Source organism: Planococcus sp. TJ-201 (genome assembly GCF_058268495.1).
The window spans coordinates 89,990-113,101 of record NZ_JBZDOG010000002.1; the positions used below are offsets into that span (position 1 = coordinate 89,990).

Consider the following 23,112-nt stretch of genomic DNA (forward strand, 5'->3'; position numbering starts at 1 on the left):
TTTTCTTTTGTTGTTGACGGTTTTGATTTTTAATGGTAAATCCTTAAGTAGATAACTACATTTCTATTAAAAAACGGCCTTTTAAGCTCGGTGAACAACTTTAAACCGCTCACATACGAGCAGCAGATCTTCAGAATAGCTCAGTTCATGTACAGCCAATTCCTGTGTGAAAAAATCTTTGTGTGCCTCCCACCAATATCGATAGTCTCCTTCGCCTTCTGCCAACGCAAATTCTTCAGGAACTTTGTTCATAGGAATCAAAGCAACGCTGGTCACTTGAATAATGGCAACTGGCAAATCGTTAGAGTTTAACACGATGCTGTATTGACCAACTTTTGGCATCGCCTCACCTTCGAGCTCATAAAGAACAGCCGCCGAACACGTAGCGGTTTTCTTACCCACTGCAACGAGTTGGGCTAAACGATCAGCATCCGCTCCAAACTGAAAAGCGTCATATTCTTCTGGCGGCTCTTTGCTTTGCCGCATCCAATATTCATTCCAAAAACCGCCTGTTTTTTCATTCATAAAAACACCTCAACTATTCATTTTTATTCATATATTTAAATGTTAAATCTATTCTTTCTCTATCGCAGTTAAAAATGCATTGGTTATATTCATAATACCAGACCATTAAAATACTTAGCTAAATAACATTCGGGTGAATTGTTCATTTATTTGCTCCATTCTTGAATAAGCTGTGCTACGATCTTGATAGTTAGATAAAATGTGTTAAACAAAAGGGGTTTTCATATGATTCATGTTGTCACTGGAGAATCGGCTGCGGCCTGTTTAAGATCTGTTTTTCATCGGTTGGACCAACCGGTTATTGAGTTGCCTGTTGATTTTTCTGTCGGTCCCATCGCACAAATCCATCAAAAAAGAGGGATTTCAACTCGATTTGACTGGATAGAGCATTCTTTCAATCCCATTAAAGACCACTCGATTGAAAACCAGAACTTATACCTCACTTCTTTAGAAGCATTGCAAAATGCGAAAGACTCACAACAAGTGACCATCTGGACCTGCGACAATGCAGCAGAACAAATTGGACTGAGGATCTCCTGCTTTTTACTCAAGACAAAGCAAGTCGAGCTCTACATGGTAAACACACAACATGCAATAGATGACTATTTTAAAGACCAAGAGATGCAGCAAATCTTACGGCATTCGGGTGAATGCTGCAGCAAACAACTGGCGCATTTCTACAAATATTCCTCCATGGCAATTACGAAACAAATGAGAGGTGCTTTAGAAAATGACGCAGAAAAACTGCTTGACAGCAATGGCTTGCTCCGCTCTTGGAAACAAAACAACATTGTAGAAGACGAAGAAACTCGAGAAGATAAATTTATACTCGAATGCATCCAAAGAAACCTGGACCAATCACTAGAAAACGACTATGTGAAAACTGTTCGCATCGTTGGTGAGGTTCTCAGTTTATCAGATCAGTCGCTTTCGGATGTCTGGATCGATTACCGGATTCGTTCTTTGATTAAGAGCGGTCAATTAGCTTATCAAGGTGACCTTCACTCTATGTGCACGTATCAGGTCAAAGTTCCCTCGTAAACCATCTGAAAAGGAGTGGTTTGCTTATAGATCCTTTCTTTCACTATATCCATTTTCTTCTTAACTAGCCATTTAATTTCCAATAAATAATGTATAATGGGAATAATCAATCTTTTTGATAATCATCTTCCCCGAGTTTTGTCTCTAGGAGGAAAGAACATTCACCTTGACAGTTCGAGTGATCTAACGCTCATTTGTAATCACAAGCTTTATGTAGGGCAGCTTAACGCTTTTACTGATGGCACCTGACAAATCAACACAGCTCTTAACTGCCTAACAGATAGCCTAAAATCGTTTTGTGAAAAGACTGTAGCACAAAAAAAGGAAACAATCCAAAACATTCGATTGCTTCCTTTTTCTTTTATACACCTGACTTATAAAAAAACTCTTACTTATGCAGTGATTGGCAATAAGTTGAATGGTAACTTCATGCAATGAAAAGGACGTGTGATTGATGAAAATCTTTTATTGGAATTTAAGCGATCGTGAAAAGTTCGTCCGCTCTCTTTGGGGAGGTTGCGGGGCTTTGCTGCTTTTGTATATTGCGGCCTATACTTACGAAGGGAATCCATTTGTTAAGTTCTATCTGCCGCTCGTCGCTACTGGATGCATGATCCTGTCATTCGTTTATAAATACCATAAATTAAAAAAGGCCGTGAATAAATAATTGATTATCGAATTGTATCTACTAATCCGTATGCCAATAAAGTCGGCGAACTAGTTTCAATGCTCGAACACACCCGAAACCTTACCTTGTATGAAATCTCGAAGTTAACTCAAGCAGAGCTCGACTATTTGCCGAATAACAGTTCAAATTCAATTGCCTCTCTCTTGCTGCATATTGCCTCAATTGAATTCGTCCATCAAATCGGATCGTTCGAACATAGAGACTTGACCGAAAATGAGACTAAAAAATGGAAAACCGCATTGGAACTGGGCACGGAAGCAAAAACAGCTATCAAAGAGTGCTCTGTTCACTACTACATAAATGAGTTGCTACAAGTTCGAAAGACAACGCTGCAACAATTGGCGTCTAAACAAGACAGCTGGCTATTTGAAGAAAACAAGTGGGAGAATGGCGTTCCCTATAATAACTTTTACTTATGGTTTCATGTGATGGAAGATGAAATCAGTCATCGAGGACAGATTCGGACGATTCAGCGACTTTTGCGAAATAAAAACATGGATTGGTAATAAATAGCTCCAGCTCTATATTCCTACAAATGAAAATGATCTTTAATCCAGCTAGCAACTGTTTTTGCATCGTGTTTCGTGCTATTAATTCGTATGTAGTTTTTCTCTTTTATCTCATCTGGCAATGAATTTAGACGATGTTTACTCATGGATTCAATTAGTTCCGACTCTGATTCTTCTACGTTACGCTTAGTTGGTTTGTGTTCAAGTCGATGCACAGATTTATTGCGTTGCAGTCTCTCTTCAATATCTGCTTCCAGTTCGACGAAATAAACTTGCCCACCGACAGTTTCAAATATAGACTGTGTCTTTTTCACAAAAGCCCAATCTTCTTCCATATCAAATGCCCAAACATATGTGAAAATCATACCTATTCCATCACTTTGGGCGACTGATCTAAATATCTCTTCACGAAAAATAGTGGATAATCGCCATGTTTCAGCACCAAACCCGAATAGCGGATGCAACATATCGATTGTCATATGATTATGAAACAGTTTTAAAGACGTGATTTTCTCCAGTTCGTGTCCGACTGTCATTTTTCCCACAGCTTGAGGACCGAATAGCAGTATAAACTTCATAATACCTCCTGATAACATCCGTTTTTCCACGCCATTTTTTCACTACAACATACCATATTAAGAAGCATCAATCAGCACCTATATATAATCTCCTGCTGTCACATGCACCAAAGCATGTAACAGCAGGAGATTAGTAACACGATTCAACCAGTTCAATTCACTTTCTTCGGTCCATTCCAATACATTTCACGCAAGCGAAACTTTTGTAACTTGCCCGTAGCTGTCTTTGGCAGCACTTCGACAAACTCGATCGACTTCGGTGCTTTGAAATGCGCCATGTTGTCGCGGGTGTAGCTGATGATTTCCTGTTCAGTCACGGTTGCTCCCGGCTGCAGGACGATGATGGCCTTTGGCACTTCTCCCCACTTTTCATCGGGTACGGCAATGACCGCGACTTCCATAATATCCGGATGTTTGTACAAGACCCCTTCAATTTCCGTAGAAGAAATATTTTCGCCGCCGGAAATGATCATGTCCTTGATCCGGTCCTGGATTTCAATATAACCGTCTGGATACGTAACAGCCAAATCCCCCGTATAAAACCAGCCATCACGAATCGCTTCTGCGGTTTTTTCCGGATCTTTGTAATAGCCGCTCATGACGACGTTGCCGCGTGTGACAATTTCGCCCAACTCTTTGCCATTCCATTCGACTTCTTTGCCATCTTCCTGATTGACAACTTTGGTTTCACCGTTAAACGCCAGTTCAATGCCTTGGCGTGCTTTAATGGTTGCTTGTTCGTCCGGAGTTTTGCCATCAAACTCTTTTTTCCATTCGTTGTACAAAATGAATGGCGAAGTTTCCGTTAATCCGTAAACATGCATCATATTCAACCCGAGCAGATCTTGGGCTTTGCCGATCAATGCAGCAGCAGGCGGAGCGCCGGCAGTCCCCATACGCGGGTTAGTGGTGATGTTGACGGTTTTCGCTTTTGGTTCATTGACGAGCATATTGACAACTGTTGGTGCACCGCACAACACGGAAATGCTATGTGTTTCAAATAGTTCGAGTATGAGCGGTGGATCGACTTTTCGCAGGCAGACATGCGTACCGCCCGCTGCTGTAATGGCCCACACGCCGCCCCAGCCATTAGCATGGAACATTGGTAAGGTATGCAAATAGACATCATCGTGGATCACTTTCAAATGATAAAGGAAGTTGGCCGCATTCAAGTAATTGCTGCGATGCGACAGCATGACCCCTTTCGGATTAGAAGTGGTGCCGCTCGTATAATTCAGTGTCAGCATTTGGTTTTCATCAATCCTTACATCCGGCAGCATGAATCCTTCGTCTACCAGAATGAAATCTTCATAAGAAATGCCGTCGATGTTTGACTCGTGGCCATCGACTTTCACCACAATAAATTTTTCAATCGGCAGTTTGTCCTGAATGTCTTCGATCAGTTTGCCGAACTCGGCATCAACGATTAAGGTTTTAGCGTCACTATGGTTAATGATGTATTCCAAGTCTTTTGCCGCCAACCGGTAATTGAGCGGCACCATGACCGCGCCAATCTGGCTAATTCCATAAAAGCATTCCAGCATGTAATGGGTGTTAGGCAACATAACCGCGACATGTTCGCCTTCTTGAATGCCTGAATGGTGCAAAGCAAATGCTAGGCGGTCTGACCGATCACCGAATTCTTTGTATGTAAATGTTTTTTCTTCATCGATGATGGCCACTTTTTCTGGATAATACTTAACGGCTCGGCGCTTCCAATCGATGGGTGTCAATGGTGCAAGCATAGTTTGGCCCCTTTCGTCTTTAAAATCGTTCACTGTTATAGATCAAGTATAGGTAGCCCCGGAATCTGTGTCAACACAGTTTTCGGAATGGATTGACAATTCAGGCAGATCAAGAAAAACCGGCTCCTCTTTTTTGTGAGCAGCCGGTTTTTTTGCACCTATGGACTATTCAATTAGCAATTGCTTTCGGGAAGGCCTTCCAGTACCAGGCCGCCATTTTTAAAATCCAGCGATACTTCGTCTACCATGGTGCTGACGCGTTCATCCAGCGCCACACGGATGCCGTTGACTTCTTTGATTACGTCGCCTTGTTCCGGTGCGTCCATCGATAAGCCGAATTGCGGTCCGCAACAACCTTGTCCGGCGAAATAAAGGCGAATGCCTTCTGCCGTTTTTTCTTTCATTGATTCTAAAAGCATTTCTTTCGCTGGTTGTGTGATGTTCATTGAAAATCCCCCTTTTATTTAGCAACAAGTTGTTTCATTTTTTCATAGCCGATGCTGTCTTGAGACTGCCACGGAATTAACGCGGTCTGTTCAGCCAACTCATGGCTGACTTTACGGATCCATGGCCATTCACTGTAAGCTTTTGCCTGCAGAAGCGCCTCGGTTGTGCCAGTGCCCGCAAGACTTTGGTTAATGATCCAGTTTTTTGCTTGAATGCCCGCTCGCTTTAAATCTTCCTGCAGACGTGCTGCTTCAAACACCGGGGTTGCTTCTGGCAGCGTGACAAGCAAGACATCGGTTTCTTTCGGATTGCGCAGACGCGGAAGCAAGTTTTGGACACTTTCCGGAATTTCGCCGGTTGAGCGTTCCAACTCCTTGTGATAAGTCTGCGTGGCATCCAACAGCAGCAATGTATGGCCCGTCGGAGCGGTATCGATGATAACAATCTCCTTGTCCGCTTTGGCCACCACTTCTGCAAATGCACGAAATACGGCGATTTCTTCGGTGCACGGAGAACGCAGATCTTCTTCCAAATACGCACGTGCTTCGTTGTCCAGTGGACCGGCCGCTTCCATCACTTGTTCTTTATATGCTTCTACTTGCAGCTCCGGATCGATTCGCGAAACCGTCAAGTGGTCTCCACCAGTCCCTTCAAAGCGGTCTGCCAGATGAGCCGCCGGATCCGTCGTCGTTAAATGCACGTGGTGGCCTTTTTCAGCCAACCCCACAGCAAGCAGTGAAGCAACCGTCGTTTTGCCGACACCGCCTTTGCCCATAGTTAAAATGACACGCGTGTTCTGTGATGAATAATAGTCCACCATGTCCTTTAAACTATCCAGTTCAGCAAGAGAATGAACCGTGTTTTCAATCGCCGCTGGACACCAATTCGGCTCGTGGAACAAACGCCGCAAATTGGCTATGCCGGTCAACGAAAACGCAACAAATGGCAAACTGTATGCTGGTAAGGTCTTCAAATGGGCGGGCATTTCGCTTAATGCTTGTTCATGCTGGTGTGCGAATGCGCCAGACACTTTGTCTCCGTTTTGAACCGGTGAATAAACCCCATTTAAGATCAGCACCTGATTTTCAATGCCAATGGTTTCGAGTTCTTGAGACGCACGGGACGCTTCTTTGAAAGAAGCCGTATCCGGACGCGCCACCAGGACGAGTGTGGTTTGAGTTGAATCTGATAATGCCTGAACCGTTTTGGCATAAAGGTCTTTTTTGGCATCCAGTCCTGCAAGTGGGCCAAGACAAGAGGCACCATGAGTCGAATCATCCAAAAAGCCGCTCCAGGCAGTTGGCAGCTTTAACAGCCTTAAGGTATGGCCAGTAGGTGCCGTATCAAAGAGGATGTGGTCATAATCGTCCATAACCTTCTCATCTGCCAATAGCTTGGTGAATTCATCAAATGCCGCAATTTCAACCGTGCAAGCACCCGACAGTTGTTCTTCCATTTGGTCGACAACTGCTTTCGGCAATTTGCCGCGGTAGGGCCCTACAACCGACTCCCGATACGTACGTGCCGCTTCTTCTGGATCGAGGTTGCAGGCAAATAAATTTTGGATGCCATCAACAGCTTGAGGTTCATTGGTTAATTCCATGCCAAAGACGTCTTGCAGGTTGGACGCCGGATCTGTGCTAACCAGCAACACGCGCTTGCCTGTGTCAGCTAAAGCAACAGCTGTCGCTGAAGCAGTTGACGTTTTGCCGACTCCGCCTTTTCCAGTGAAGAACAGAAAGGGTGTGGAGCTGACGTGAGCTGGTTGGAATGTTCCGTTCATCATTTCGCACCTGATGATGCAATTGTGACGTTCAATGGATTGCTTGGCTGTTTACCCGTCTGCAATTCCGCTGCGTCTACTCCGAACCATTCAGAAAATTCTAGAGCCGTTGGATAATCTCCGGTTTTAACGACTTCGCCATCAACCAAAACCACTGGCAACGACTCGACGCCTTTATCAAACAACAGGGCGTTGACTTTCCTGTTTTCCACAAAAGCAGCTGGATCATTCCCTAAATTAAAACGTTTGATGCTAAAGCCTTTTTTCTCAAGCGAAAAAACAGCAGCTGCTACAGCGGTCAGTTTCGGATCCACAACAGGTCCGCAAACACCGGTATCGCAGCACATCGCTGGATCGTATATCGTCACTTTTGTCATCGGTCATTCTCCTTTAACGTTCAGTTTCCAGTTTTAGCGAAAGTTTCGATGCGTGTGCCGATTGCATCTCGAACCGTTTGGAATACGGCCCATTTTTCTTCATCGGTTCCTTGTGCTTTTGCCGGATCCTCAAAGCCCCAATGTTCACGTCTCACGTGAGGTGGAGTCATCGGGCATTTATCAGCTGCATCCCCGCAAAGCGTAACCACGAAATCCGCATTGTTCAACAAGTCCATATCGATGATGTCTGAAGACTGGGCAGAAATATCAATGTCCACTTCATTCATGGCTTTTACCGCATTCGGGTTTAATCCATGGGCTTCAATTCCTGCACTGTAAACATCCCATTCACCTGCTAAATGCTGTTTTGCCCAGCCCTCAGCCATTTGGCTGCGGCATGAATTTCCTGTGCATAAAAAATAAATAGTTTTTTTCGTCATGAGTATAAGTTCTCCTTTTATCGTCCTATAGTAGTTAAACGCATTCTAGCAGCAATCCACGGGCGCTTCTTTTGCACGCAATGCCAGCAGTTGTGGATCGGTATCTTCAATATGACTTAAAATATCCTGCAGCAGCGGTGCATGAACAGATTCCTGATTCATGGAATAAAACCGCCATTGCCCTTTTCTGTTTTCTGTTACAAGTCCCGCAGATTTTAACTTGCGCAAATGCTGGCTGATGGCCGGCTGGCTCATGTCAAACATTTCGACAAATTGGCAGACGCACAATTCATCGGCTTCCACCAGCTTCATCATGAACAAGCGGGTTGGATCGCTCACTGCTTTTAAACAAACGGTAACGTCAGCTGCAGATGGTTTGGTTAAGGTCTTCATTCGGATCCACTCCTTCGCGCCTAGTATATAACGTTATGATTATATAAGTCAATCGTTATAAAACAACATTTAGATTAAATCAATTTTTTTTGATTTAATTCTTGCAACAAGAACTTATCAAGGCTATGCTTATTTCATCAAATAAAATTGATTAACAGAAAGCAGGAAACTGGAATGGCTCAACAAACAGAACAGACAGCTGCGATTCACGCACCTTACAAAGCTTATGCTCAAAAATTTAAAGCTTTGGCCGATCCAAAACGATTGGAGTTACTGGAATTGATTGCACGGAAACAATCAGTCTGTGTATGTGACCTGGTAGACGAAATGGCCATGCCCCAATCAAAACTGTCCTATCACTTGAAAATCTTATTGACTGCTGGTCTTGTGACGAAGGAAACAAAAGGCACGTGGAGCTATTATGCGTTAAAAACAGCTGAAATCGATCGGTTGTTGCCGGAAGAGCTCTTCCGGATGATCAGCCGCGATTAGCAAACCTCCTTTTCAAACTGCAGTTATCGAAAAGACATGAAACAGTGCTCACAAATGAAATCTAATCATAGAAGGAGTGTTTCACAATGACCCCCACTTTGCCCGTAGCGATCATCGGCGGCGGACCTGCAGGACTGGCGGCTGCTGCCCATCTGGTCCAGTACCAGCAACCCTTTGTGTTAGTTGAATCTGGTCCCACACTTGGGACTCATTTCCTTGAATATGGCCACGTCCGGTTGTTCTCGACTTGGCGTTACAATATCGATGCGGCATCCAAAAAACTATTTGAGCAGCATGGACTGGCATTGCCCAATCCCAACGAACTGCCTACTGGCAAAGAAGTTGCTGAACTGTACTTGCAGCCGCTGGGACAACTCCCCGAGCTGGAGCCGTTTATTCACCTAAACAGCCGGGTCATTCACATTCAGCGGCAAGGACTGGATAAAATGAAGTCAGCCAATCGTGAGGAAAAACCTTTTGAACTCGTTTTTGAAAATGAGACAGGTACAAGAGAAACGATACTTGCACGGGGAGTGATCGATGCGACCGGTACGTGGCAAAACCCCAACCCGGTTGTGTCCGGTGGCCCAAATGAAGCAACAGAAGGGGTGGATACCGGCATTCCAGACATTTTAGGAGCCGACCAAAAGCGCTTTGAAAACAAACGTGTTGCTGTGGTTGGAAGCGGACATTCCGCTTTAAATTCCCTGTTGGAGCTTGTTGCACTGAAGGATGTGTTTCCGGAGACGCAAATCACCTGGATGGTCCGAAAAACATCCATTGAACAAGCACTGGGCGGAGGTGATGCAGACCAATTGCCCGAGCGTGGTGCTCTAGGACAACGAGTCAAAGCTTTGCTGGATGACGGACAAATAGATGTAAAAACGGCATGCTTGGTTAGATCCTTGAAGATAGATCAAGAGCAAATTGTGTTGCATGCTCAACAAAACGGCCTTGCGATGGAGCTTGGTCCATTCGATCGGGTGATCGCCAATACCGGTGCTCACCCGAACTTCGATTTTTTGCGTGAGATTCGCTATGCTTTTGACCCAGCTACTGAAAGTGTGCCAGCGCTGGCGCCGCTAATTGATCCAAATGTCCATAGCTGCGGCACGGTTCGGCCACACGGCGAGCAGGAATTGCGGCAGCCAGAAAAAGACTTCTACATCATTGGTGCAAAAAGCTACGGACGTGCCCCAACTTTCCTCATGGCAACAGGCTTTGAACAAGCACGTTCCGTAGTGGCTCACTTAGCAGGCGATTTCCAAGCCGCAAAACGTGTCGAACTGGATCTTCCAGAAACCGGTGTCTGCAACAGCCGGCCGTTAGTATTCACTATTTCCGGGACAGGGGCTGGAAACAGTTGTTGTTAAAATTCAAACCATTCATTTTTATATTCTATTCATATTCATTCATTTTTTGAGCGGGTGTTATGAATGAATAATTTAAATAAAAAAAGACTTGCATGTCAAAATGACTGCAAGTCTTTTTTTATTCAGCTATTCAAAAACAAAATATCCTTACTACTTACCATTAAGTCAATCCTTTGACCAGGCTCTACTCCTCGAACTTCCCGACTGGTGAAACTGCATATCAACGTATAATCGCTCACTTCTACTTTAACAGAGTAAAAACCATGATTGAAATTCTTCTGTTGAATAACTCCTTTGAAATGAATAGAATCCAACTCATCAGTTTCCTCTGAAACTAATTGAATAGACTCCGGATGAATAACCAATGCACCAGAGCCTTCTGGAATAAAATGTTGAATGTGAAATTCAAATCCCTGATTATTAGATACAAAGCGATTGTTTGTAATGGTTCCCTCAATAATATTTTTCAGTCCCAAAAATGAAGCGACTTTGGTATTTATGGGCCGTTCGTATAGTTCTTCTGGTTTGCCGACTTGCAATAGCTTTCCTTCGCTCATCACGCCGATGCGATCCGACAAATAAAATGCTTCTTCACGGTCGTGGGTAACAAACAGGACGGTCACTTGAAATTCTTTTTGAATGCGGCTGAGCAGCTCTCTCATTTCTTCACGGAGGCTCGGGTCCAGTGCACTGAACGGTTCGTCCATTAATAACACCCGCGGTTTAGCAACCAATGCCCGTGCCAAAGCTACGCGCTGCTGTTGGCCGCCGCTTAATTGGTGCGGAAACCGTTCACCGAATCCATTGAGCCCGACATGCTGGAGCATACTGCGCGCATCGGTCAGCCGTTCTTTTTTGCTGACTTTTTGCATTTTCAACCCAAATGCCACATTATCTTCTACTGTCATGTGCGGAAACAACAGCGATTGCTGAAACACCATAGCGAACCTTCTGAATTCTGGAGCAACTGATGTTAAGTTATCTTCCCCCACCCAGATTTCCCCATTGTCTGCAGGCAACAACCCGGCTACCAATTTCAGCAAGGTTGTTTTTCCGCAGCCGGAAGGGCCCAACAAGGAAAAAAATTCCCCTTCGTTGATGGTCAGCGTGACCGGCTTCAGAGAAAAGGCAGTAGCATTTTCTTGTTTGGTTTGCGAGTAATGCTTTTCAATGTCGATAATGCGCAAGTCACTCATGTTTTTACTCCTTTAGCCGTCCATTGTAGCGGATTTCTTATTTTTGTAGTAGTTCTTTAAAGCAACGTCCATTCCAAGCAGCGTGAGTATTGCGATGCCTGCGTACAGCAAAGAATATGCCGAAGCTACGGCAGGATCTCCTCCACTGATAAACGGGAACAACAAAATTGGCAGTGTGACAACCTGTCCGGAGCCAATGATAAACGTGATCAAGTACTGGCTCAAAGAAATCAGGATGCTCAAACTTGCTCCCGCTGCAATGCCCGGCAACAAATGGGGCAAGACGATATGAACAAAACGGGAAATTGGCCCAGCGCCAAGCATGCGTGCCTGATTCTCCCATTCTACCGACATGGTGTTATAACTGATCATGATGGCGCGCACCATGTACGGCAAAGTTGGTGAAATATGTGCCAGTACCACCCCAAAGATTGTCTCGGTCAAACCGAGGCGCAAAAAGGTCAAATGGATGCCCATCACAGCGACAAATGGCGGAATCACAATCGGGGCGAAAATAATTGCCTCCATCAGCCATTTTCCACGGAAAGAATAGCGAACCAGTGCATTCGCAGCAGGTACAGCTAACAGTACGTTTAGAGCTGTGACAACAAACGCAATCAATAAGCTGGCTCCAATTGCCGACCAGGTTCCCGCGCTTCCGGACAGAACATAGGTCCACGCACGGAAGCTGAAGGATTCTGGCCAAACATTTGGCCATTGCCAGCCAAAAGACACACTCGACAAAATCAACGGAACAAAAGGCAATGCTATCAGTGCAAATACCAGAAAGAATAAAACTGAATTCAGTAAACGGCGCGGACTTTGCATCAATCCCACCCCTTTAGCACATTCCAGCGCTTGCTGAAGTAGTAAACGACGAGACCCAATAATATGGTCAGTGCTGCAAGTATGATGTTGACAGCCAGTGCTTCTGGCCGGTCAGTTAAAGTCCCGCTCGTATACAGCTGATAAGAGAAAACCGGCAGCATGCTCGGATACGTGACCCCCAGCAAAAATGGCACTTCAAAAGCTGAAAAGGTAAAGACGAAAACAATAAAAGTCGCAATTGTCCAGGCTGGCAGTACGGCCGGCAGAACAATTTCACGAACAAAATTCCAGTTGCCTGCCCCGTAAACACGCGCAACATCCCGCCACGATCGATGTATTCGGGCCAACACGGGATAGATCAACAAAGACACAAAAGGAGCTTCTTTCCAAGCATAGGTGAAGATAATGCCCCAGCCGAATGGGTCATTGACCAAAACCGGGAAATCTGTAATTTCATCAATCAAGCCAGCAGAAGCAAGTACTTTTGACAAAAAACCACTTTGCATAAAGAGCAGCACAATGACATAGCCGCCCACCAAATGCGGAATGGTTAAAGGCAATTGAAACAGCCGGTGCCACACTTGGGCAGCGCCTGACTTTGAAGATTCATTCAGCATAAACAGCGAGATTGCGATTCCTGCTCCCAGCACTGCCGAAATCACTGACGACAGGGCGGCTACTCGAAATGTCAAACTGAGTGATTCCCAAAAATCAGGTGATTGGAACAGGTTTGTATAAGCCGTCAATTCAAAGCCTGTTTCACCGATAGCCGGGAAATAGCCTAGACTTTTCAAAAATCCATCAAAAAGTCCTCCAAAAAACAGGAGGACAATGGTGCCGATGGCTGGCAGCAGCAAAAGATACGGTTTAGTCTTTCGCCACATGTTCCATCCATCCTTTTTCGAGAATCTCAATGTAATCTGCCGATAATTCCGGCAATTGGTGGCTTTCCAGCTCTTCCAGCGGCAATGTGGCTTCACCCAAATCCACATCGTTCATTGCTTGCTGCTGCTCTGGCGACAATTTTTCCAGATCCAATGCGGATAAGTCTCCCCAGTTCTCAGGAGACAATTTCGCGGTTTGTGCTTCTGGCGACATCAGGTCATTGATGGCTACCATCGCTGCCGCTTTTGCAGAAGAATTGAATGGAATTGACAAGAAATGCGTATTGGCGAGTGTCCCCTCGTCCAGAACAAAAGTGCGGGTCGATTCAGGGAATCGGCCTTTCAACACCTCACTGGCAGCAAGCGCCGGATCGTAGCTCATGGTCATGCCAATTTCACCACTTGCATACAGCTGATCTTGCTTGGCCAAACTTTCCGGATAGGTTTCTCCCTCGCGCCACAAGTACGGTTCAATATCATTTAAATATTGCCACATCGGTTCCAATCGTTCTTCTAAATCGGCAATGTCCGCCGCTGGCTGCTGGTATTGCTCGTAGCCGCCAGTTGTTTCATAAAGCACGTGGCGAATAAACGCACTGCCGGTAAAGTCAGGCAACGCCGGATATGTAAACTGTCCGGGATTGTCCTGGACCCACTCGGCCAGTTCCTCCATTGATTTTGGCGGCATTGCTGATTTATTTTCGTCATGGACAAATACGAATTGTGCTTTTCCCCACGGCGCTTCTAAGCCATCAACAGGTTCACCGAAATCAGCCGAGATTTCGGGAGCTTCCTGATCGATATAGTCGTTAAAATTCGGCAACTGGTTGGTAAAATCCCCCCACAGCAGCTCATTATCTTTGGCAGCCTTGAAATTTTCACCGTTGATCCAAATAATGTCCATGCTGCCATCGGTTTTACCGGCAGATTTTTCATCCACCAACTGATTGATGATGTCTTGCGAATCGTTCATCGGCACGCGGTTCAACTCAACATCGTGTTCTTCTTTCAAGCGGGGAGCCACCCATTCGTCGAGGTAACGGTTGATGTTGTCGTTGCCGCCCCACATGTACATATTGACTTCCTGCCCTGATGAAGCCTCAGCTACTTCCTGCCAATCGGCAGTCAGCAAGCTGTCAGCACTCTCAACTGCATCGCTTCCCGTTTCTGATGAACACCCGGCGATCGACAGTGCAAGGATACCGGGCACTATTGCTAAAGATTTTTTCATTTGTTTCACTTCCTAAATCCGTTAATAACCACTGTCCTATTTGTCCTGTGGTTGTTTTTTCATCCAGCGATTTCGAATGACAATCGGGACCACCGTCAAGATGATAAAAATTACTACAGCCAAAACGATGATCTGTGGGTTTCCACTGACAAAACTGCTGCCCAAGAAATTATAGGCAAACGTACCGGGTATGATGCCAATTAACGTCGCCAATGCAAAAGAAGAAAAACGCACTTTGGCAAAAGCAGCCGTGTAACTGATCAAATCAAAATTAATAACTGGTATGAAACGGAACAGCAGCACATACAAAAAGCCATTTTGCTCCATTTGGGATTGGATTTTTGCGGCATTGCCGGTCCACTCTTTGCGGACTAAGCTCTTGCCCAAGGTTTTGGCCACATAAAATGACAGCATTGCCCCCAAGGTAGCCCCAATAATCGTATAAAGTGTACCCAGCCAAGCACCGAAGGCCAATCCACCAGCAATTGATAAGACAGAAGCCGGAAATAGGATCAAAGGCCTGATGGTGTAGATTAAGATGTAGATTACAGGTGACCACAGACCGAAGGACAAAATCCAGTTGCGAAGATCATTGGCATCGACTTCAAAAACCGATTGGCTGAGCCAAATGACCACTCCAATTGCAACGGCAATCAGCAGCCATTTTCCGATTTGAAGCGTTTTTGGGTTCATGAGTTGCGGGTATGTCGTGAGATGTTGTTGTAACGGTTTTTCATTTCTTCATAGCGTTTGCGGTTCACACCGTTATCGGAATAACCGACACGCGAAGCCGAACGGAATTCGATCCACTGAGCGGCGTCGTTAAAGTAAAATTCAATATCGTCCTTGAATTTCATCTTTTTGGAAGTGGCAACTGCGTAAACATAATTTTCATCGTTTTGAACAATTTCGACCCCTTCATAGCCTTTCAGCATGCCGATCAAGTTCTTTTTCGCTTCGCTTTTGGTGCCATTGTATGGCAATGCAGGTACGTATTTATCTTTTGGTATAGATTGCGACGATACGGCATTTGGTGTGGAAGGCATTTTTTTCAATCGCCCATTTTCCACGCCCAATTTGGGTTTAACGTTGTTTTTAATCGCCATATTGGCAATGCCGATGCCAGCTGCAGCTGCTGCTCCATAACTGGCAATTTTGCCTGCTGGCAATTCGCCTGCTTTTGCTTGGTTAAAGGTTTTGACAACGGGCTGATTGAGCAGGTTGTCGACATAGACTTTCTTGCCGATCTTCACCAAGACTTCGCTGTAAGTCGGGTACGGATGAATCACGCCCGATAATTTGCCTAAGTTAATGTGCAAGGACTTGATCGTCTGGATTTGGCTGATAATTTCACCCGCGCGGTCACCCAGAATACTAGCTCCTAAAATAAAGCCTTTTTTATCCAAAATAATTTTCACTTTGCCGATGCTGTCTTTTTTCGTGTTGGCACGGTCAATGTCCGCGTAGTCATGTTCATAAACGCGAATTGAATCACCATGTTTCTCGCGCGCTTCTTCTTCGGACATACCGGATCTGCCCAGTTCAGGGTCGGTGTATGTACACCACGTAACATGCTCATAGTCCATTTTTCGGTTAATTGGCAAAATGGCGTTTTGCGTTGCTGTGATTCCTTGAGCATTTGCCATATGCGACAATTGGTATGGACCGACAACGTCACCAATCGCATAAATGCCTTTGGCAGTGGTTTCTAAATGATCGTCCACTTGGATGCTTTTCGAATCGAATTTAACGCCCGCTCTTTCTAAATTATAGCCTTTGACGTTTGCTTGACGACCAAGTGCAACCAAGAGGCCTTCGCTTGAAATGGTTTGTTCATTGCCGTCTTTTTCGATTTTTAACGCGATCTGTCCGCCATTTTGTTCGGCTTTGACAGCAGTAGCACCTGTATGGATAGTTACACCTTCATCAATTAGACGCTGCTGAATCATTAAGACTAGCTCTTCTTCATCTTTCGGCAGGATTCGCTCGAATTTCTCCACAAGCGTCACTTTGACACCGATGCGGTTTAACGCTTGGCTCAATTCAACGCCAATTGCGCCACCACCAAGAATGGTCATCGTTTTTGGAAAAGATTTTTGCTTAAAAATGGTTTCATTCGTTAAATACGATACCTTGTCCAACCCATCGATTGGCGGTACCATCGGAGAAGAACCGGTAGAAAGAATGATTTTCTTCGCTTCAATGCGTTCGCCGTCTACTTCCACGGCATGTGGTCCTACAAATTTTGCGTAGCCATTGATAAAATCGATGCCCGCTTGTTTCAGCACTTCTGGAGATTCACCAGCGTAAACTTTTTGAATCACGTCTTGGATGTCTTTAAGAACAACCGAAGTATCCACTTCCAAATTGGGCGTATATTTTTTGGCGTGATGAACTTCTTTTGCGATGTTGATCAACGATTTACTTGGGATGCATCCAGACCAGGTACACTCTCCTCCTGGCAGGTTCTTATCGATCAGCACTACGCTTTTTGAAAACCCCGCTCCTGTAAAAGCAGCAGTCAGTCCGGCAGCGCCGGCTCCAATTATGGCGATATCATATTTTTTAACCATCTTTACCATTTCCTCTCTTTTCCTGAATTAAGTTCATCTTAACAAAAAACATAATTGACTTTCTCTTAATCGCCCTCGATTCTTCTAATTTTCATTGAATGAGTGGGATTACGGGTCAGCAGTTGGATCCTATTATATACTGAAATTATCTTGAAAACGAAAAGGTGAACACGATGTTGGATACTCATGCACGAAAGCACGTTCAACCAATTGTAGAAAAAACAGCTGACAGGTTGCTGAAATTAGGATTTACCGCGGATGGCGTAACCAAAATTGCCTTTGCAATCGGGCTGTCGTCAGGCCTCTTTATTTATTTGGATCAGCCTTTTTGGGCGGTCGTTGTTCTATGGGTGTCAGGGTATTTGGATGTGGTTGACGGAACCATGGCACGAAAAACAAAACCTTCTTCGTGGGGAACTTTGCTCGATATCAGCTTTGACCGGCTGGTCGAGATCAGCGTTATTTTGGGGCTGGCGTTCCGCTTTCCCGATTCGATGTGGGCTTTGCTGCTGCTGAGCGTTTCCATCATTGTTGCGATGACCGTGTTTCTGACAGTTGGCGCACTTTCCGATAAAGAAGGCATGAAGTCATTTTATTACCAAGCCGGCCTGGCAGAGCGAACAGAAGGCTTTATTCTGTTTACCCTAATGATTGTTTTTTCAACGCATTTAACTGCCATCACACTGGTATTTTTTGCAGTTCAACTTGTGACGATTGCTCAGCGCATGGCTGAAGCGCGACGGATTTTAAAATAGATGGGGGGTGACATCAGATGAAGACCCTTGTGCTGGTTGGCGGCGGACATGCACATTTGCACTGCCTGGAACAATTAAAACAGGGCCTCCCGGAAAACTGGCGTGTCCTGCTCATCTCTCCCTCACGTTATCAATATTATTCTGGAATGTTTTCGGGGTTTACGGAAGGCATTTATAATTTGGAGGACATTCGAATTGATTTGAAAAGGCTTTGCCAGACAGCAAATGTTAGCTTTATAGAAGATTCAATCGTGGCGGTCAGAGCAGAAGATCAAGTGTTGGCAAGTACTTCGGGTGAAACCTATGGGTATGACTTGGTATCGTTTGATATTGGATCGCAAAGCAATATTCCGGAAACGGCAATAGAATATGTAAGGTCCATCAAACCCAACTATCATTTTCCAGAGCAATTAATAAAGATGCGCGAATCGGCACAGCCTGCGATTGTCGGTGGCGGAGCTTCAGGTGTTGAACTGGCATTTTCGATACTGGCTTGGAGAAAACAGCACAGTCTGCCACTGAACCTCGCATTATTCAGCTCGACTTCCCTGCTCGCAGGACAGGGCGAGTCAGCCTCTAAAAAAATCGAAGCCATCGCTGCGCAGAAATCACTCCCTTTCTTCGCAGGGGTTTCTATTCAGTCCATCAATGAAGTGGGTGTTACAACCAGTAATGGCCATTCCTATCCGCAATCCGATGTACTCTGGCTAACTGGACCCAAAAGTGCAGCTTTGTTTAAGCTTTCGGGCTTACCGACAGATACAGATGGATTTTTGCTGGTCAACGAGACGCTGCAAAGCATTCAATGGCCAGAGATTTTTGGGGCCGGCGATTGCATCACCATAGACCGTTATCCAGATCTCGCTAAAAATGGCGTCTATGCAGTACGCCAAGGACCTGTCTTGTGGAAGAATTTAAAAAACAGCTTGTCCAATAATAAGCTGTTCCCGTTTGCACCGCAGAAACGCTATGTCTCCATCCTGTCTACAGGTGGAGGCGAAGCTTTTCTGTCTTATGGCACGAAGCATTTTCACGGGGCGTTTGCCTGGAAGCTTAAACAGCGTATCGACCGGAAGTTTATGAAGCGCTATAAAGATCTTTATGAGTAAATGAAAAGCTGCCAGTTGGCAGCTTTTTTACATTATGAAATCGGTAGAAATGAGTCTCCCAGTAAACATCTCGTTCGAAATTTAGATCACTCTCAACTAAATATTAATTTGTAAAATTTTCTTCGGTACATTAATGCTTTTCTATACGCAAGGGCTGGGTGGTCAGTTTTTTGTACCCAACGAGCAACAGTCCACAAACAATCGCCGCGGCTAAAAATGTGCCAGCATACCATACAGGAGAAGTTGAAGAGCCGAACGCCACTGCATTTGGCAAGGCTTCGGCATGTTCCCAGGCAGCAGAAAAATTGGGTTTGTATGTGATGGTTTGAACATATCCAACAGACATCGCTGCCGCAAAATAGAGGATATGAATCGCTGCAGCTCCAAGCAATGATTGCCAAATGATTTTCATTTCCATCTTCCTTTCTTTTATTCCATATTTTAGTATATCAATCTATCAGCATTCCGTATATAAATTAGCGAATTTTCTTTCAATTTAATGAAAAAAACTGCGTTTCAGCATATTTTGATTACGATGTGCTGAAATGCAGTGTCTCTGCGGCTAATACTTTTGTTTCTTCATTTGTAATGGAATAAAATATGCCGCGCAGCCTTCCCATCCCAGTTCTTCTATTAAGAGATTGAAACTGGAATAGAAAAATTCCTGTACGGTGTCGCTCAAATTAGCAGAATCAGCTATGCTTTGCAAATCTAAAAAAAACTCGCTTTTTGCAGGGTCATAATAGGCTTGAGTTGGTTTTAAGGCATTGCTGTTTAAATCCTTGTATAAAAAAGGATATGGCAAAACAAAAAATGTGGGGACATCCACTTGTTCATCGCCCAACCAAAATCCGTATTCGATCATCTGTTCATCAAAAGCGGCTTTCTCAATGACTTTGTCTTCTGGAAATGGCTCCATGATGCCGTGAAGGATGAGCAGTGACACATCAAAGGTTCCCCAGAAAAGCGCCGGCTTTACTTTTCTGCAGCGCAGCGGACCTACAAATTTGGACTGTTCACGCAGTGCAAACTGCAATAGTTTCAGCCCTCTCATCGCTTGCTGCTGATCAAACTGTAAAGGGGCTGTGTCTTCATTCAAGTTGTTCTTATAAGCCATTTCTTGCGGCTTTGGATTGATCGCTATGTTTATCCCGCGACGGCTTAACGCTCCAAATATCTCTTCAAAATAATCCTTTATGGATTTAGCTGTCTCCAGTCTAATCGTCTGAACATCCCCTTCGACATTTACAAGGATTCGGCTGTTCTGAATGTCTACTTCAACTTGAAAAGAAGTATTTTGAACAAATAATAACCCTGTTGAAAACCCATCGGTTGTAACCGTCAGTGCGACATGTGCCCATTGAGGTTCCTGCTGCGCCGTTTCCAGTTTAATCTTCCCTAAAATCTGTGAAATCAAATGCAAAGTAAACTTGGTTTCTGCCCACTCGGAATGCCGGATAATATCCAATGTCATGTAATCGCCTCCCTGAACTATTTGGTGATGATGTCCATGGCCGTTGATTGAAAATATGTTCTTTTGAAATTGACAGGTAGATATTTCTTTCACTTTGTATTCGACATTGGTTTGGAAATTCCTACTTATTGGACCTCTTTACCCCTTCGAAAACTTCTGTAACACAAGTGGAATCATTTTTTACTTATTGCAATCGATTTACAGATAATTAGACAATCCATCATTGGGATTATCATTTTACATTGGTAAAGCATCACGCCATTTATCTCAAGCTCTTTAATAGATATTTCATGAAAAAAGAAAGTGGACTCTTGTGGCGATTGTGGAACAGATCCTTCTATTCCTTCCAGCCAAACATTGAAATTTGCCGTAAAGCAGCCTTCGAATAAAATTTCATAGTCCATCCTCTCTGAACCAGTTTGATTTGTATACTTCATTGTCACTCTGTGTTTTTCATAATCGTAATTTAGTTCTTCTAATTCTGCATCAATGTAATCACAAGCCAATAATTTCGCTTCTATCTTTTTACCGCTTAATTTCAAAATCACACATCCATTTCGTGTTTATTAAACTTGTTTGTAATTTCTTTAACTATTTTAATTATAAGATCGGGTCGGTCCAGATGGATGGAATGCGATGCATTTTCCGCAAAAATGACTTTATTATTCGTTGAAAGCACTGCCTGTTCTAAAATCAATTGTTCCCAGGTGTCTTCGAGCAGAGTTAACTCTGTTTCTGGCAACCCCTCATCTATTCCATGCTGAATCACATGCTTTTTGTCACGGCCCATCACAACCAGCAATGGATCCGATAGGGACTTTAGTTTTTTTATCGCTTTGGCATCTGCTTTCCAATTTTCTGTTTCGGATTTCATCGCTTTGTATAAGTTTGGTTTTTGCTGGAACTCTATTAATTGGGTTTGTATAGAGTGCGGCAACTTTTTTTGAGCATCCGATAATACAGGATGAACCATTTTCTTTAGTTCTTGTTCACTTGACAGAGCGTACTTTTTACATGCTTCTAACCATTCCTCATCTGAAGAACTTTGGTTAAGTACGGGTAAATCCAAAGTATCGAGTCGTTCCAGTTCTACCGAGGTAGCGTCTATCAAAAAAAGTGTCATCACTTTTTCAGGGTGAAGCTTGGTAAAATGCTGTGCACACAGTCCACCATACGAGTGGCCCAGTAAAATAACAGGCTCTTCTACTTGCAGAATACGCAACACTTGATTGATTTCTTCGACTACTTGTAAAGTAGTGCGTTTTTCTCCACCTATCTCACTTTCTCCAAGACCTGGCCGATGGAACATGATCGTTCTGTTCGACTGGCCAAGAAGTTCTGTCACTTCAAACCACTCTTCAAATGAACAACCCATACCGGAAAGAATAAGAATTGGAATCCCTCGCGTTCCTTTTAAAGATATTTCCAGTCGTTTATTGTTTACGTCTATAAATTGATTCATTCTCCATTCCTTTCAGTAAACATTATTTTTGTTGATAAATCATTTTCATAAACTCAAAATTGTTTCCATTTGTGGCCTGTATGTATCTTGCAACTTCTATAAAGCCAGCTTTTTTATAGACGTTTATGGCTCTCGCATTAAAAGTAGCTACTGATAGTGAGATTTCTTCTGGTTGATAAGTTGAATTGACAAAGTCGAGTCCCGCTTTCATGAACTCTAACCCCTTGCCTTGTCCTGTTAAACTAGGTTTTATTCCAAGCCCTATGTCTACGCTGTTGTCAGTCAACAGACTAAAACTGAAGAATCCTATAACTTCTTGCTGCTTTGTAACTGTAAAATAAGAATCTCCTCTTTCATTGGAATTCAGAAACTCTTGAAGGTCTTCTGGATCTGCATCCATGTTGTAAAAGGCATATATTCCTTCATAGCGCCAGCAAGTGGCGATTTCTTCTGCTTGCTGTTGTGACATAGTGTGAAATCTATATAACACTGTCATTACTCCTATCTTTGACCATTACGGATTATTTTTATTGCGCAAGAAGTCGCTTACACATAAATAGTTGCCTTGGAGCAGAGAGAGTTTTGCTAAGGCAGTGTCCCAATCATAATCAAGATATTGTTATCCCAACCACTATTGTTCTCGCGTATTTCGTTAATCGATAAATCCGGAAAATTACTCCTCACCAAAGACAACAATTCTTCTTTTTCTATAAGTGTCTCCTCATCTCTAGAAGCAAGTCAGCGCATTGACTGAACCTTTTTTACTTCATTTTTTTAATGTGCACAAAAATCTTTCTACACCTGCATATTTTTCTCCTAAACTAGTTATATCAAATCCATAATTCCGATAAAATCCTACAGATTCAATATCTGTTTCCGCCGTTAGGGTATCGAACGAATGCGTCTGGCACACAAAGTCAATCATGCAACTTGCTGTTCTTTTCTTTCTATGAATTGGAGACACAGCAATATGCTTAAGTTCACAATGACTTAAAGTTATATACTCGATGCCGATCATTCCTACAAAAATATTTTCAACAAAAAATCCGTATAATTTACGATTTTCTAAAGAGATATACTGATCATATTCTTGTGCAATTTTGTCGTCAGGTATTACGTATGAAAATAGTGCAGCCAAGTCCGACTCAAGTTGCGCAGCTTTGATTTCCTTTATAATTCTCACCTCTAATTCCTAAGAGTATTCTTTAT

At 43.8% G+C, this 23,112-nt stretch carries 27 protein-coding genes; 7 read left to right on the forward strand and 20 right to left on the reverse strand.

The window, feature by feature from the left end:
• Positions 1–81: 81 nt before the first annotated feature.
• Complete coding sequence (locus AC4EG4_RS06115) at positions 82–525, reverse strand: ASCH domain-containing protein (protein WP_490987247.1); 444 nt, start codon at positions 523–525, stop codon at positions 82–84.
• A 225-nt stretch (positions 526–750) separates the two neighbouring features.
• Here AC4EG4_RS06115 and AC4EG4_RS06120 point away from each other — a divergent pair, with 225 nt between their 5' ends.
• The 3 genes from AC4EG4_RS06120 (at position 751) to AC4EG4_RS06130 (ending at position 2,760) form a co-directional block, all read left to right on the forward strand.
• Positions 751–1,566, forward strand: a complete 816-nt coding sequence (locus tag AC4EG4_RS06120; protein ID WP_490987248.1) for a DUF1835 domain-containing protein — start codon at positions 751–753, stop codon at positions 1,564–1,566.
• A 454-nt stretch (positions 1,567–2,020) separates the two neighbouring features.
• On the forward strand, positions 2,021–2,233 hold the full coding sequence (locus AC4EG4_RS06125; RefSeq protein WP_490987249.1) for a hypothetical protein: 213 nt from the start codon (positions 2,021–2,023) through the stop codon (positions 2,231–2,233).
• Positions 2,230–2,760 carry a DinB family protein gene (locus AC4EG4_RS06130; protein ID WP_490987508.1) on the forward strand — a complete coding sequence of 177 codons (531 nt, stop codon included), beginning with the start codon at positions 2,230–2,232 and terminating at the stop codon, positions 2,758–2,760. Before AC4EG4_RS06125 ends, AC4EG4_RS06130 begins: the two co-directional genes overlap by 4 nt.
• 23 nt (positions 2,761–2,783) lie before the next feature.
• On the opposite strand, the gene AC4EG4_RS06135 is transcribed toward AC4EG4_RS06130, so the two are convergent.
• The 7 genes from AC4EG4_RS06135 to AC4EG4_RS06165 form a co-directional block, all read right to left on the reverse strand.
• Entirely contained in the window at positions 2,784–3,341 is a 558-nt protein-coding gene (locus AC4EG4_RS06135; RefSeq protein ID WP_490987250.1) for a DEAD/DEAH box helicase family protein, read from the reverse strand.
• A gap of 152 nt (positions 3,342–3,493) precedes the next feature.
• Positions 3,494–5,086, reverse strand: a complete 1,593-nt coding sequence (locus AC4EG4_RS06140) for a long-chain-fatty-acid--CoA ligase (protein WP_490987251.1) — start codon at positions 5,084–5,086, stop codon at positions 3,494–3,496.
• Between the two features lie 173 nt (positions 5,087–5,259).
• Entirely contained in the window at positions 5,260–5,532 is a 273-nt protein-coding gene (locus tag AC4EG4_RS06145; protein ID WP_490978425.1) for an iron-sulfur cluster biosynthesis family protein, read from the reverse strand.
• A gap of 14 nt (positions 5,533–5,546) precedes the next feature.
• The gene (arsA, locus tag AC4EG4_RS06150; protein ID WP_490987252.1) at positions 5,547–7,319 is read right to left on the reverse strand and encodes an arsenical pump-driving ATPase; all 1,773 of its coding nucleotides are present in this window, start codon (positions 7,317–7,319) and stop codon (positions 5,547–5,549) included.
• Positions 7,316–7,693 carry an arsenite efflux transporter metallochaperone ArsD gene (gene arsD, locus AC4EG4_RS06155; protein WP_490987253.1) on the reverse strand — a complete coding sequence of 126 codons (378 nt, stop codon included), beginning with the start codon at positions 7,691–7,693 and terminating at the stop codon, positions 7,316–7,318. The genes arsA and arsD overlap by 4 nt, the downstream gene beginning before the upstream one ends.
• 20 nt (positions 7,694–7,713) lie before the next feature.
• Complete coding sequence (arsC, locus tag AC4EG4_RS06160; RefSeq protein ID WP_490978428.1) at positions 7,714–8,133, reverse strand: arsenate reductase (thioredoxin); 420 nt, start codon at positions 8,131–8,133, stop codon at positions 7,714–7,716.
• A gap of 45 nt (positions 8,134–8,178) precedes the next feature.
• The gene (locus tag AC4EG4_RS06165) at positions 8,179–8,526 is read right to left on the reverse strand and encodes an ArsR/SmtB family transcription factor (RefSeq protein ID WP_490978429.1); all 348 of its coding nucleotides are present in this window, start codon (positions 8,524–8,526) and stop codon (positions 8,179–8,181) included.
• Between the two features lie 174 nt (positions 8,527–8,700).
• Here AC4EG4_RS06165 and AC4EG4_RS06170 point away from each other — a divergent pair, with 174 nt between their 5' ends.
• Positions 8,701–9,018, forward strand: a complete 318-nt coding sequence (locus AC4EG4_RS06170) for an ArsR/SmtB family transcription factor (RefSeq protein ID WP_490987254.1) — start codon at positions 8,701–8,703, stop codon at positions 9,016–9,018.
• Between the two features lie 86 nt (positions 9,019–9,104).
• Positions 9,105–10,391 carry an NAD(P)-binding domain-containing protein gene (locus AC4EG4_RS06175; RefSeq protein ID WP_490987255.1) on the forward strand — a complete coding sequence of 429 codons (1,287 nt, stop codon included), beginning with the start codon at positions 9,105–9,107 and terminating at the stop codon, positions 10,389–10,391.
• Between the two features lie 122 nt (positions 10,392–10,513).
• Here the strand turns inward: AC4EG4_RS06175 and AC4EG4_RS06180 are convergent, their stop codons facing one another.
• Genes AC4EG4_RS06180 through AC4EG4_RS06205 form a run of 6 tightly spaced genes read right to left on the reverse strand, consistent with a single transcriptional unit; the run spans position 10,514 to position 17,103 of the window.
• Positions 10,514–11,587 (reverse strand): ABC transporter ATP-binding protein, encoded by a 1,074-nt coding sequence (locus AC4EG4_RS06180; RefSeq protein ID WP_490987256.1) that lies wholly within the window; start codon positions 11,585–11,587, stop codon positions 10,514–10,516.
• A gap of 12 nt (positions 11,588–11,599) precedes the next feature.
• Entirely contained in the window at positions 11,600–12,415 is an 816-nt protein-coding gene (locus tag AC4EG4_RS06185; RefSeq protein ID WP_490987257.1) for an ABC transporter permease, read from the reverse strand.
• Positions 12,415–13,299, reverse strand: coding sequence for an ABC transporter permease (locus tag AC4EG4_RS06190; protein ID WP_490978434.1), 885 nt, complete (start codon positions 13,297–13,299; stop codon positions 12,415–12,417). Before AC4EG4_RS06190 ends, AC4EG4_RS06185 begins: the two co-directional genes overlap by 1 nt.
• A complete protein-coding gene (locus tag AC4EG4_RS06195; protein ID WP_490987258.1) occupies positions 13,283–14,530 on the reverse strand; it encodes an ABC transporter substrate-binding protein in 1,248 nt (415 codons plus the stop codon). The genes AC4EG4_RS06190 and AC4EG4_RS06195 overlap by 17 nt, the downstream gene beginning before the upstream one ends.
• 36 nt (positions 14,531–14,566) lie before the next feature.
• Entirely contained in the window at positions 14,567–15,223 is a 657-nt protein-coding gene (locus tag AC4EG4_RS06200) for a TVP38/TMEM64 family protein (protein ID WP_490987259.1), read from the reverse strand.
• Positions 15,220–17,103 carry an FAD-dependent oxidoreductase gene (locus tag AC4EG4_RS06205; protein ID WP_490987260.1) on the reverse strand — a complete coding sequence of 628 codons (1,884 nt, stop codon included), beginning with the start codon at positions 17,101–17,103 and terminating at the stop codon, positions 15,220–15,222. The genes AC4EG4_RS06200 and AC4EG4_RS06205 overlap by 4 nt, the downstream gene beginning before the upstream one ends.
• A gap of 173 nt (positions 17,104–17,276) precedes the next feature.
• Here AC4EG4_RS06205 and AC4EG4_RS06210 point away from each other — a divergent pair, with 173 nt between their 5' ends.
• Together AC4EG4_RS06210 and AC4EG4_RS06215 are read left to right on the forward strand one after the other, a co-directional pair.
• Entirely contained in the window at positions 17,277–17,858 is a 582-nt protein-coding gene (locus AC4EG4_RS06210; protein WP_490987261.1) for a CDP-alcohol phosphatidyltransferase family protein, read from the forward strand.
• A gap of 17 nt (positions 17,859–17,875) precedes the next feature.
• Entirely contained in the window at positions 17,876–18,967 is a 1,092-nt protein-coding gene (locus AC4EG4_RS06215) for an FAD-dependent oxidoreductase (RefSeq protein ID WP_490987262.1), read from the forward strand.
• 130 nt (positions 18,968–19,097) lie between these two features.
• Here AC4EG4_RS06215 and AC4EG4_RS06220 read toward each other — a convergent pair whose 3' ends face one another.
• From AC4EG4_RS06220 to AC4EG4_RS06245, 6 genes are all read right to left on the reverse strand, one after another.
• On the reverse strand, positions 19,098–19,379 hold the full coding sequence (locus tag AC4EG4_RS06220) for a hypothetical protein (protein ID WP_490978440.1): 282 nt from the start codon (positions 19,377–19,379) through the stop codon (positions 19,098–19,100).
• A gap of 150 nt (positions 19,380–19,529) precedes the next feature.
• Positions 19,530–20,441: a DUF5996 family protein gene (locus tag AC4EG4_RS06225; protein WP_490987263.1), complete on the reverse strand. Its 912-nt coding sequence runs from the start codon at positions 20,439–20,441 to the stop codon at positions 19,530–19,532.
• Between the two features lie 173 nt (positions 20,442–20,614).
• Complete coding sequence (locus AC4EG4_RS06230) at positions 20,615–20,983, reverse strand: hypothetical protein (RefSeq protein ID WP_490987264.1); 369 nt, start codon at positions 20,981–20,983, stop codon at positions 20,615–20,617.
• A 2-nt stretch (positions 20,984–20,985) separates the two neighbouring features.
• Positions 20,986–21,903 carry an alpha/beta hydrolase gene (locus tag AC4EG4_RS06235; RefSeq protein ID WP_490987265.1) on the reverse strand — a complete coding sequence of 306 codons (918 nt, stop codon included), beginning with the start codon at positions 21,901–21,903 and terminating at the stop codon, positions 20,986–20,988.
• Positions 21,904–21,925: 22 nt separating this feature from the next.
• Positions 21,926–22,399, reverse strand: coding sequence for a GNAT family N-acetyltransferase (locus AC4EG4_RS06240; RefSeq protein WP_490987266.1), 474 nt, complete (start codon positions 22,397–22,399; stop codon positions 21,926–21,928).
• A 270-nt stretch (positions 22,400–22,669) separates the two neighbouring features.
• Entirely contained in the window at positions 22,670–23,086 is a 417-nt protein-coding gene (locus AC4EG4_RS06245) for a GNAT family N-acetyltransferase (protein ID WP_490987267.1), read from the reverse strand.
• Positions 23,087–23,112 lie beyond the last annotated feature (26 nt).

What these genes read in the sequence shown, in the direction of transcription:
- AC4EG4_RS06115 (WP_490987247.1), bottom strand. Translation starts at nt 525, where the DNA reads ATGAATGAAAAAACAGGCGGTTTTTGGAATGAATATTGGATGCGGCAA.
- AC4EG4_RS06120 (WP_490987248.1), top strand. Translation starts at nt 751, where the DNA reads ATGATTCATGTTGTCACTGGAGAATCGGCTGCGGCCTGTTTAAGATCT.
- AC4EG4_RS06125 (WP_490987249.1), top strand. Translation starts at nt 2,021, where the DNA reads ATGAAAATCTTTTATTGGAATTTAAGCGATCGTGAAAAGTTCGTCCGC.
- AC4EG4_RS06135 (WP_490987250.1), bottom strand. Translation starts at nt 3,341, where the DNA reads ATGAAGTTTATACTGCTATTCGGTCCTCAAGCTGTGGGAAAAATGACA.
- AC4EG4_RS06140 (WP_490987251.1), bottom strand. Translation starts at nt 5,086, where the DNA reads ATGCTTGCACCATTGACACCCATCGATTGGAAGCGCCGAGCCGTTAAG.
- AC4EG4_RS06145 (WP_490978425.1), bottom strand. Translation starts at nt 5,532, where the DNA reads ATGAACATCACACAACCAGCGAAAGAAATGCTTTTAGAATCAATGAAA.
- arsA (WP_490987252.1), bottom strand. Translation starts at nt 7,319, where the DNA reads ATGATGAACGGAACATTCCAACCAGCTCACGTCAGCTCCACACCCTTT.
- arsD (WP_490987253.1), bottom strand. Translation starts at nt 7,693, where the DNA reads ATGACAAAAGTGACGATATACGATCCAGCGATGTGCTGCGATACCGGT.
- arsC (WP_490978428.1), bottom strand. Translation starts at nt 8,133, where the DNA reads ATGACGAAAAAAACTATTTATTTTTTATGCACAGGAAATTCATGCCGC.
- AC4EG4_RS06165 (WP_490978429.1), bottom strand. Translation starts at nt 8,526, where the DNA reads ATGAAGACCTTAACCAAACCATCTGCAGCTGACGTTACCGTTTGTTTA.
- AC4EG4_RS06170 (WP_490987254.1), top strand. Translation starts at nt 8,701, where the DNA reads ATGGCTCAACAAACAGAACAGACAGCTGCGATTCACGCACCTTACAAA.
- AC4EG4_RS06175 (WP_490987255.1), top strand. Translation starts at nt 9,105, where the DNA reads ATGACCCCCACTTTGCCCGTAGCGATCATCGGCGGCGGACCTGCAGGA.
- AC4EG4_RS06180 (WP_490987256.1), bottom strand. Translation starts at nt 11,587, where the DNA reads ATGAGTGACTTGCGCATTATCGACATTGAAAAGCATTACTCGCAAACC.
- AC4EG4_RS06185 (WP_490987257.1), bottom strand. Translation starts at nt 12,415, where the DNA reads ATGCAAAGTCCGCGCCGTTTACTGAATTCAGTTTTATTCTTTCTGGTA.
- AC4EG4_RS06190 (WP_490978434.1), bottom strand. Translation starts at nt 13,299, where the DNA reads ATGTGGCGAAAGACTAAACCGTATCTTTTGCTGCTGCCAGCCATCGGC.
- AC4EG4_RS06195 (WP_490987258.1), bottom strand. Translation starts at nt 14,530, where the DNA reads ATGAAAAAATCTTTAGCAATAGTGCCCGGTATCCTTGCACTGTCGATC.
- AC4EG4_RS06200 (WP_490987259.1), bottom strand. Translation starts at nt 15,223, where the DNA reads ATGAACCCAAAAACGCTTCAAATCGGAAAATGGCTGCTGATTGCCGTT.
- AC4EG4_RS06205 (WP_490987260.1), bottom strand. Translation starts at nt 17,103, where the DNA reads ATGGTTAAAAAATATGATATCGCCATAATTGGAGCCGGCGCTGCCGGA.
- AC4EG4_RS06210 (WP_490987261.1), top strand. Translation starts at nt 17,277, where the DNA reads ATGTTGGATACTCATGCACGAAAGCACGTTCAACCAATTGTAGAAAAA.
- AC4EG4_RS06215 (WP_490987262.1), top strand. Translation starts at nt 17,876, where the DNA reads ATGAAGACCCTTGTGCTGGTTGGCGGCGGACATGCACATTTGCACTGC.
- AC4EG4_RS06220 (WP_490978440.1), bottom strand. Translation starts at nt 19,379, where the DNA reads ATGAAAATCATTTGGCAATCATTGCTTGGAGCTGCAGCGATTCATATC.
- AC4EG4_RS06225 (WP_490987263.1), bottom strand. Translation starts at nt 20,441, where the DNA reads ATGACATTGGATATTATCCGGCATTCCGAGTGGGCAGAAACCAAGTTT.
- AC4EG4_RS06235 (WP_490987265.1), bottom strand. Translation starts at nt 21,903, where the DNA reads ATGAATCAATTTATAGACGTAAACAATAAACGACTGGAAATATCTTTA.
- AC4EG4_RS06240 (WP_490987266.1), bottom strand. Translation starts at nt 22,399, where the DNA reads ATGACAGTGTTATATAGATTTCACACTATGTCACAACAGCAAGCAGAA.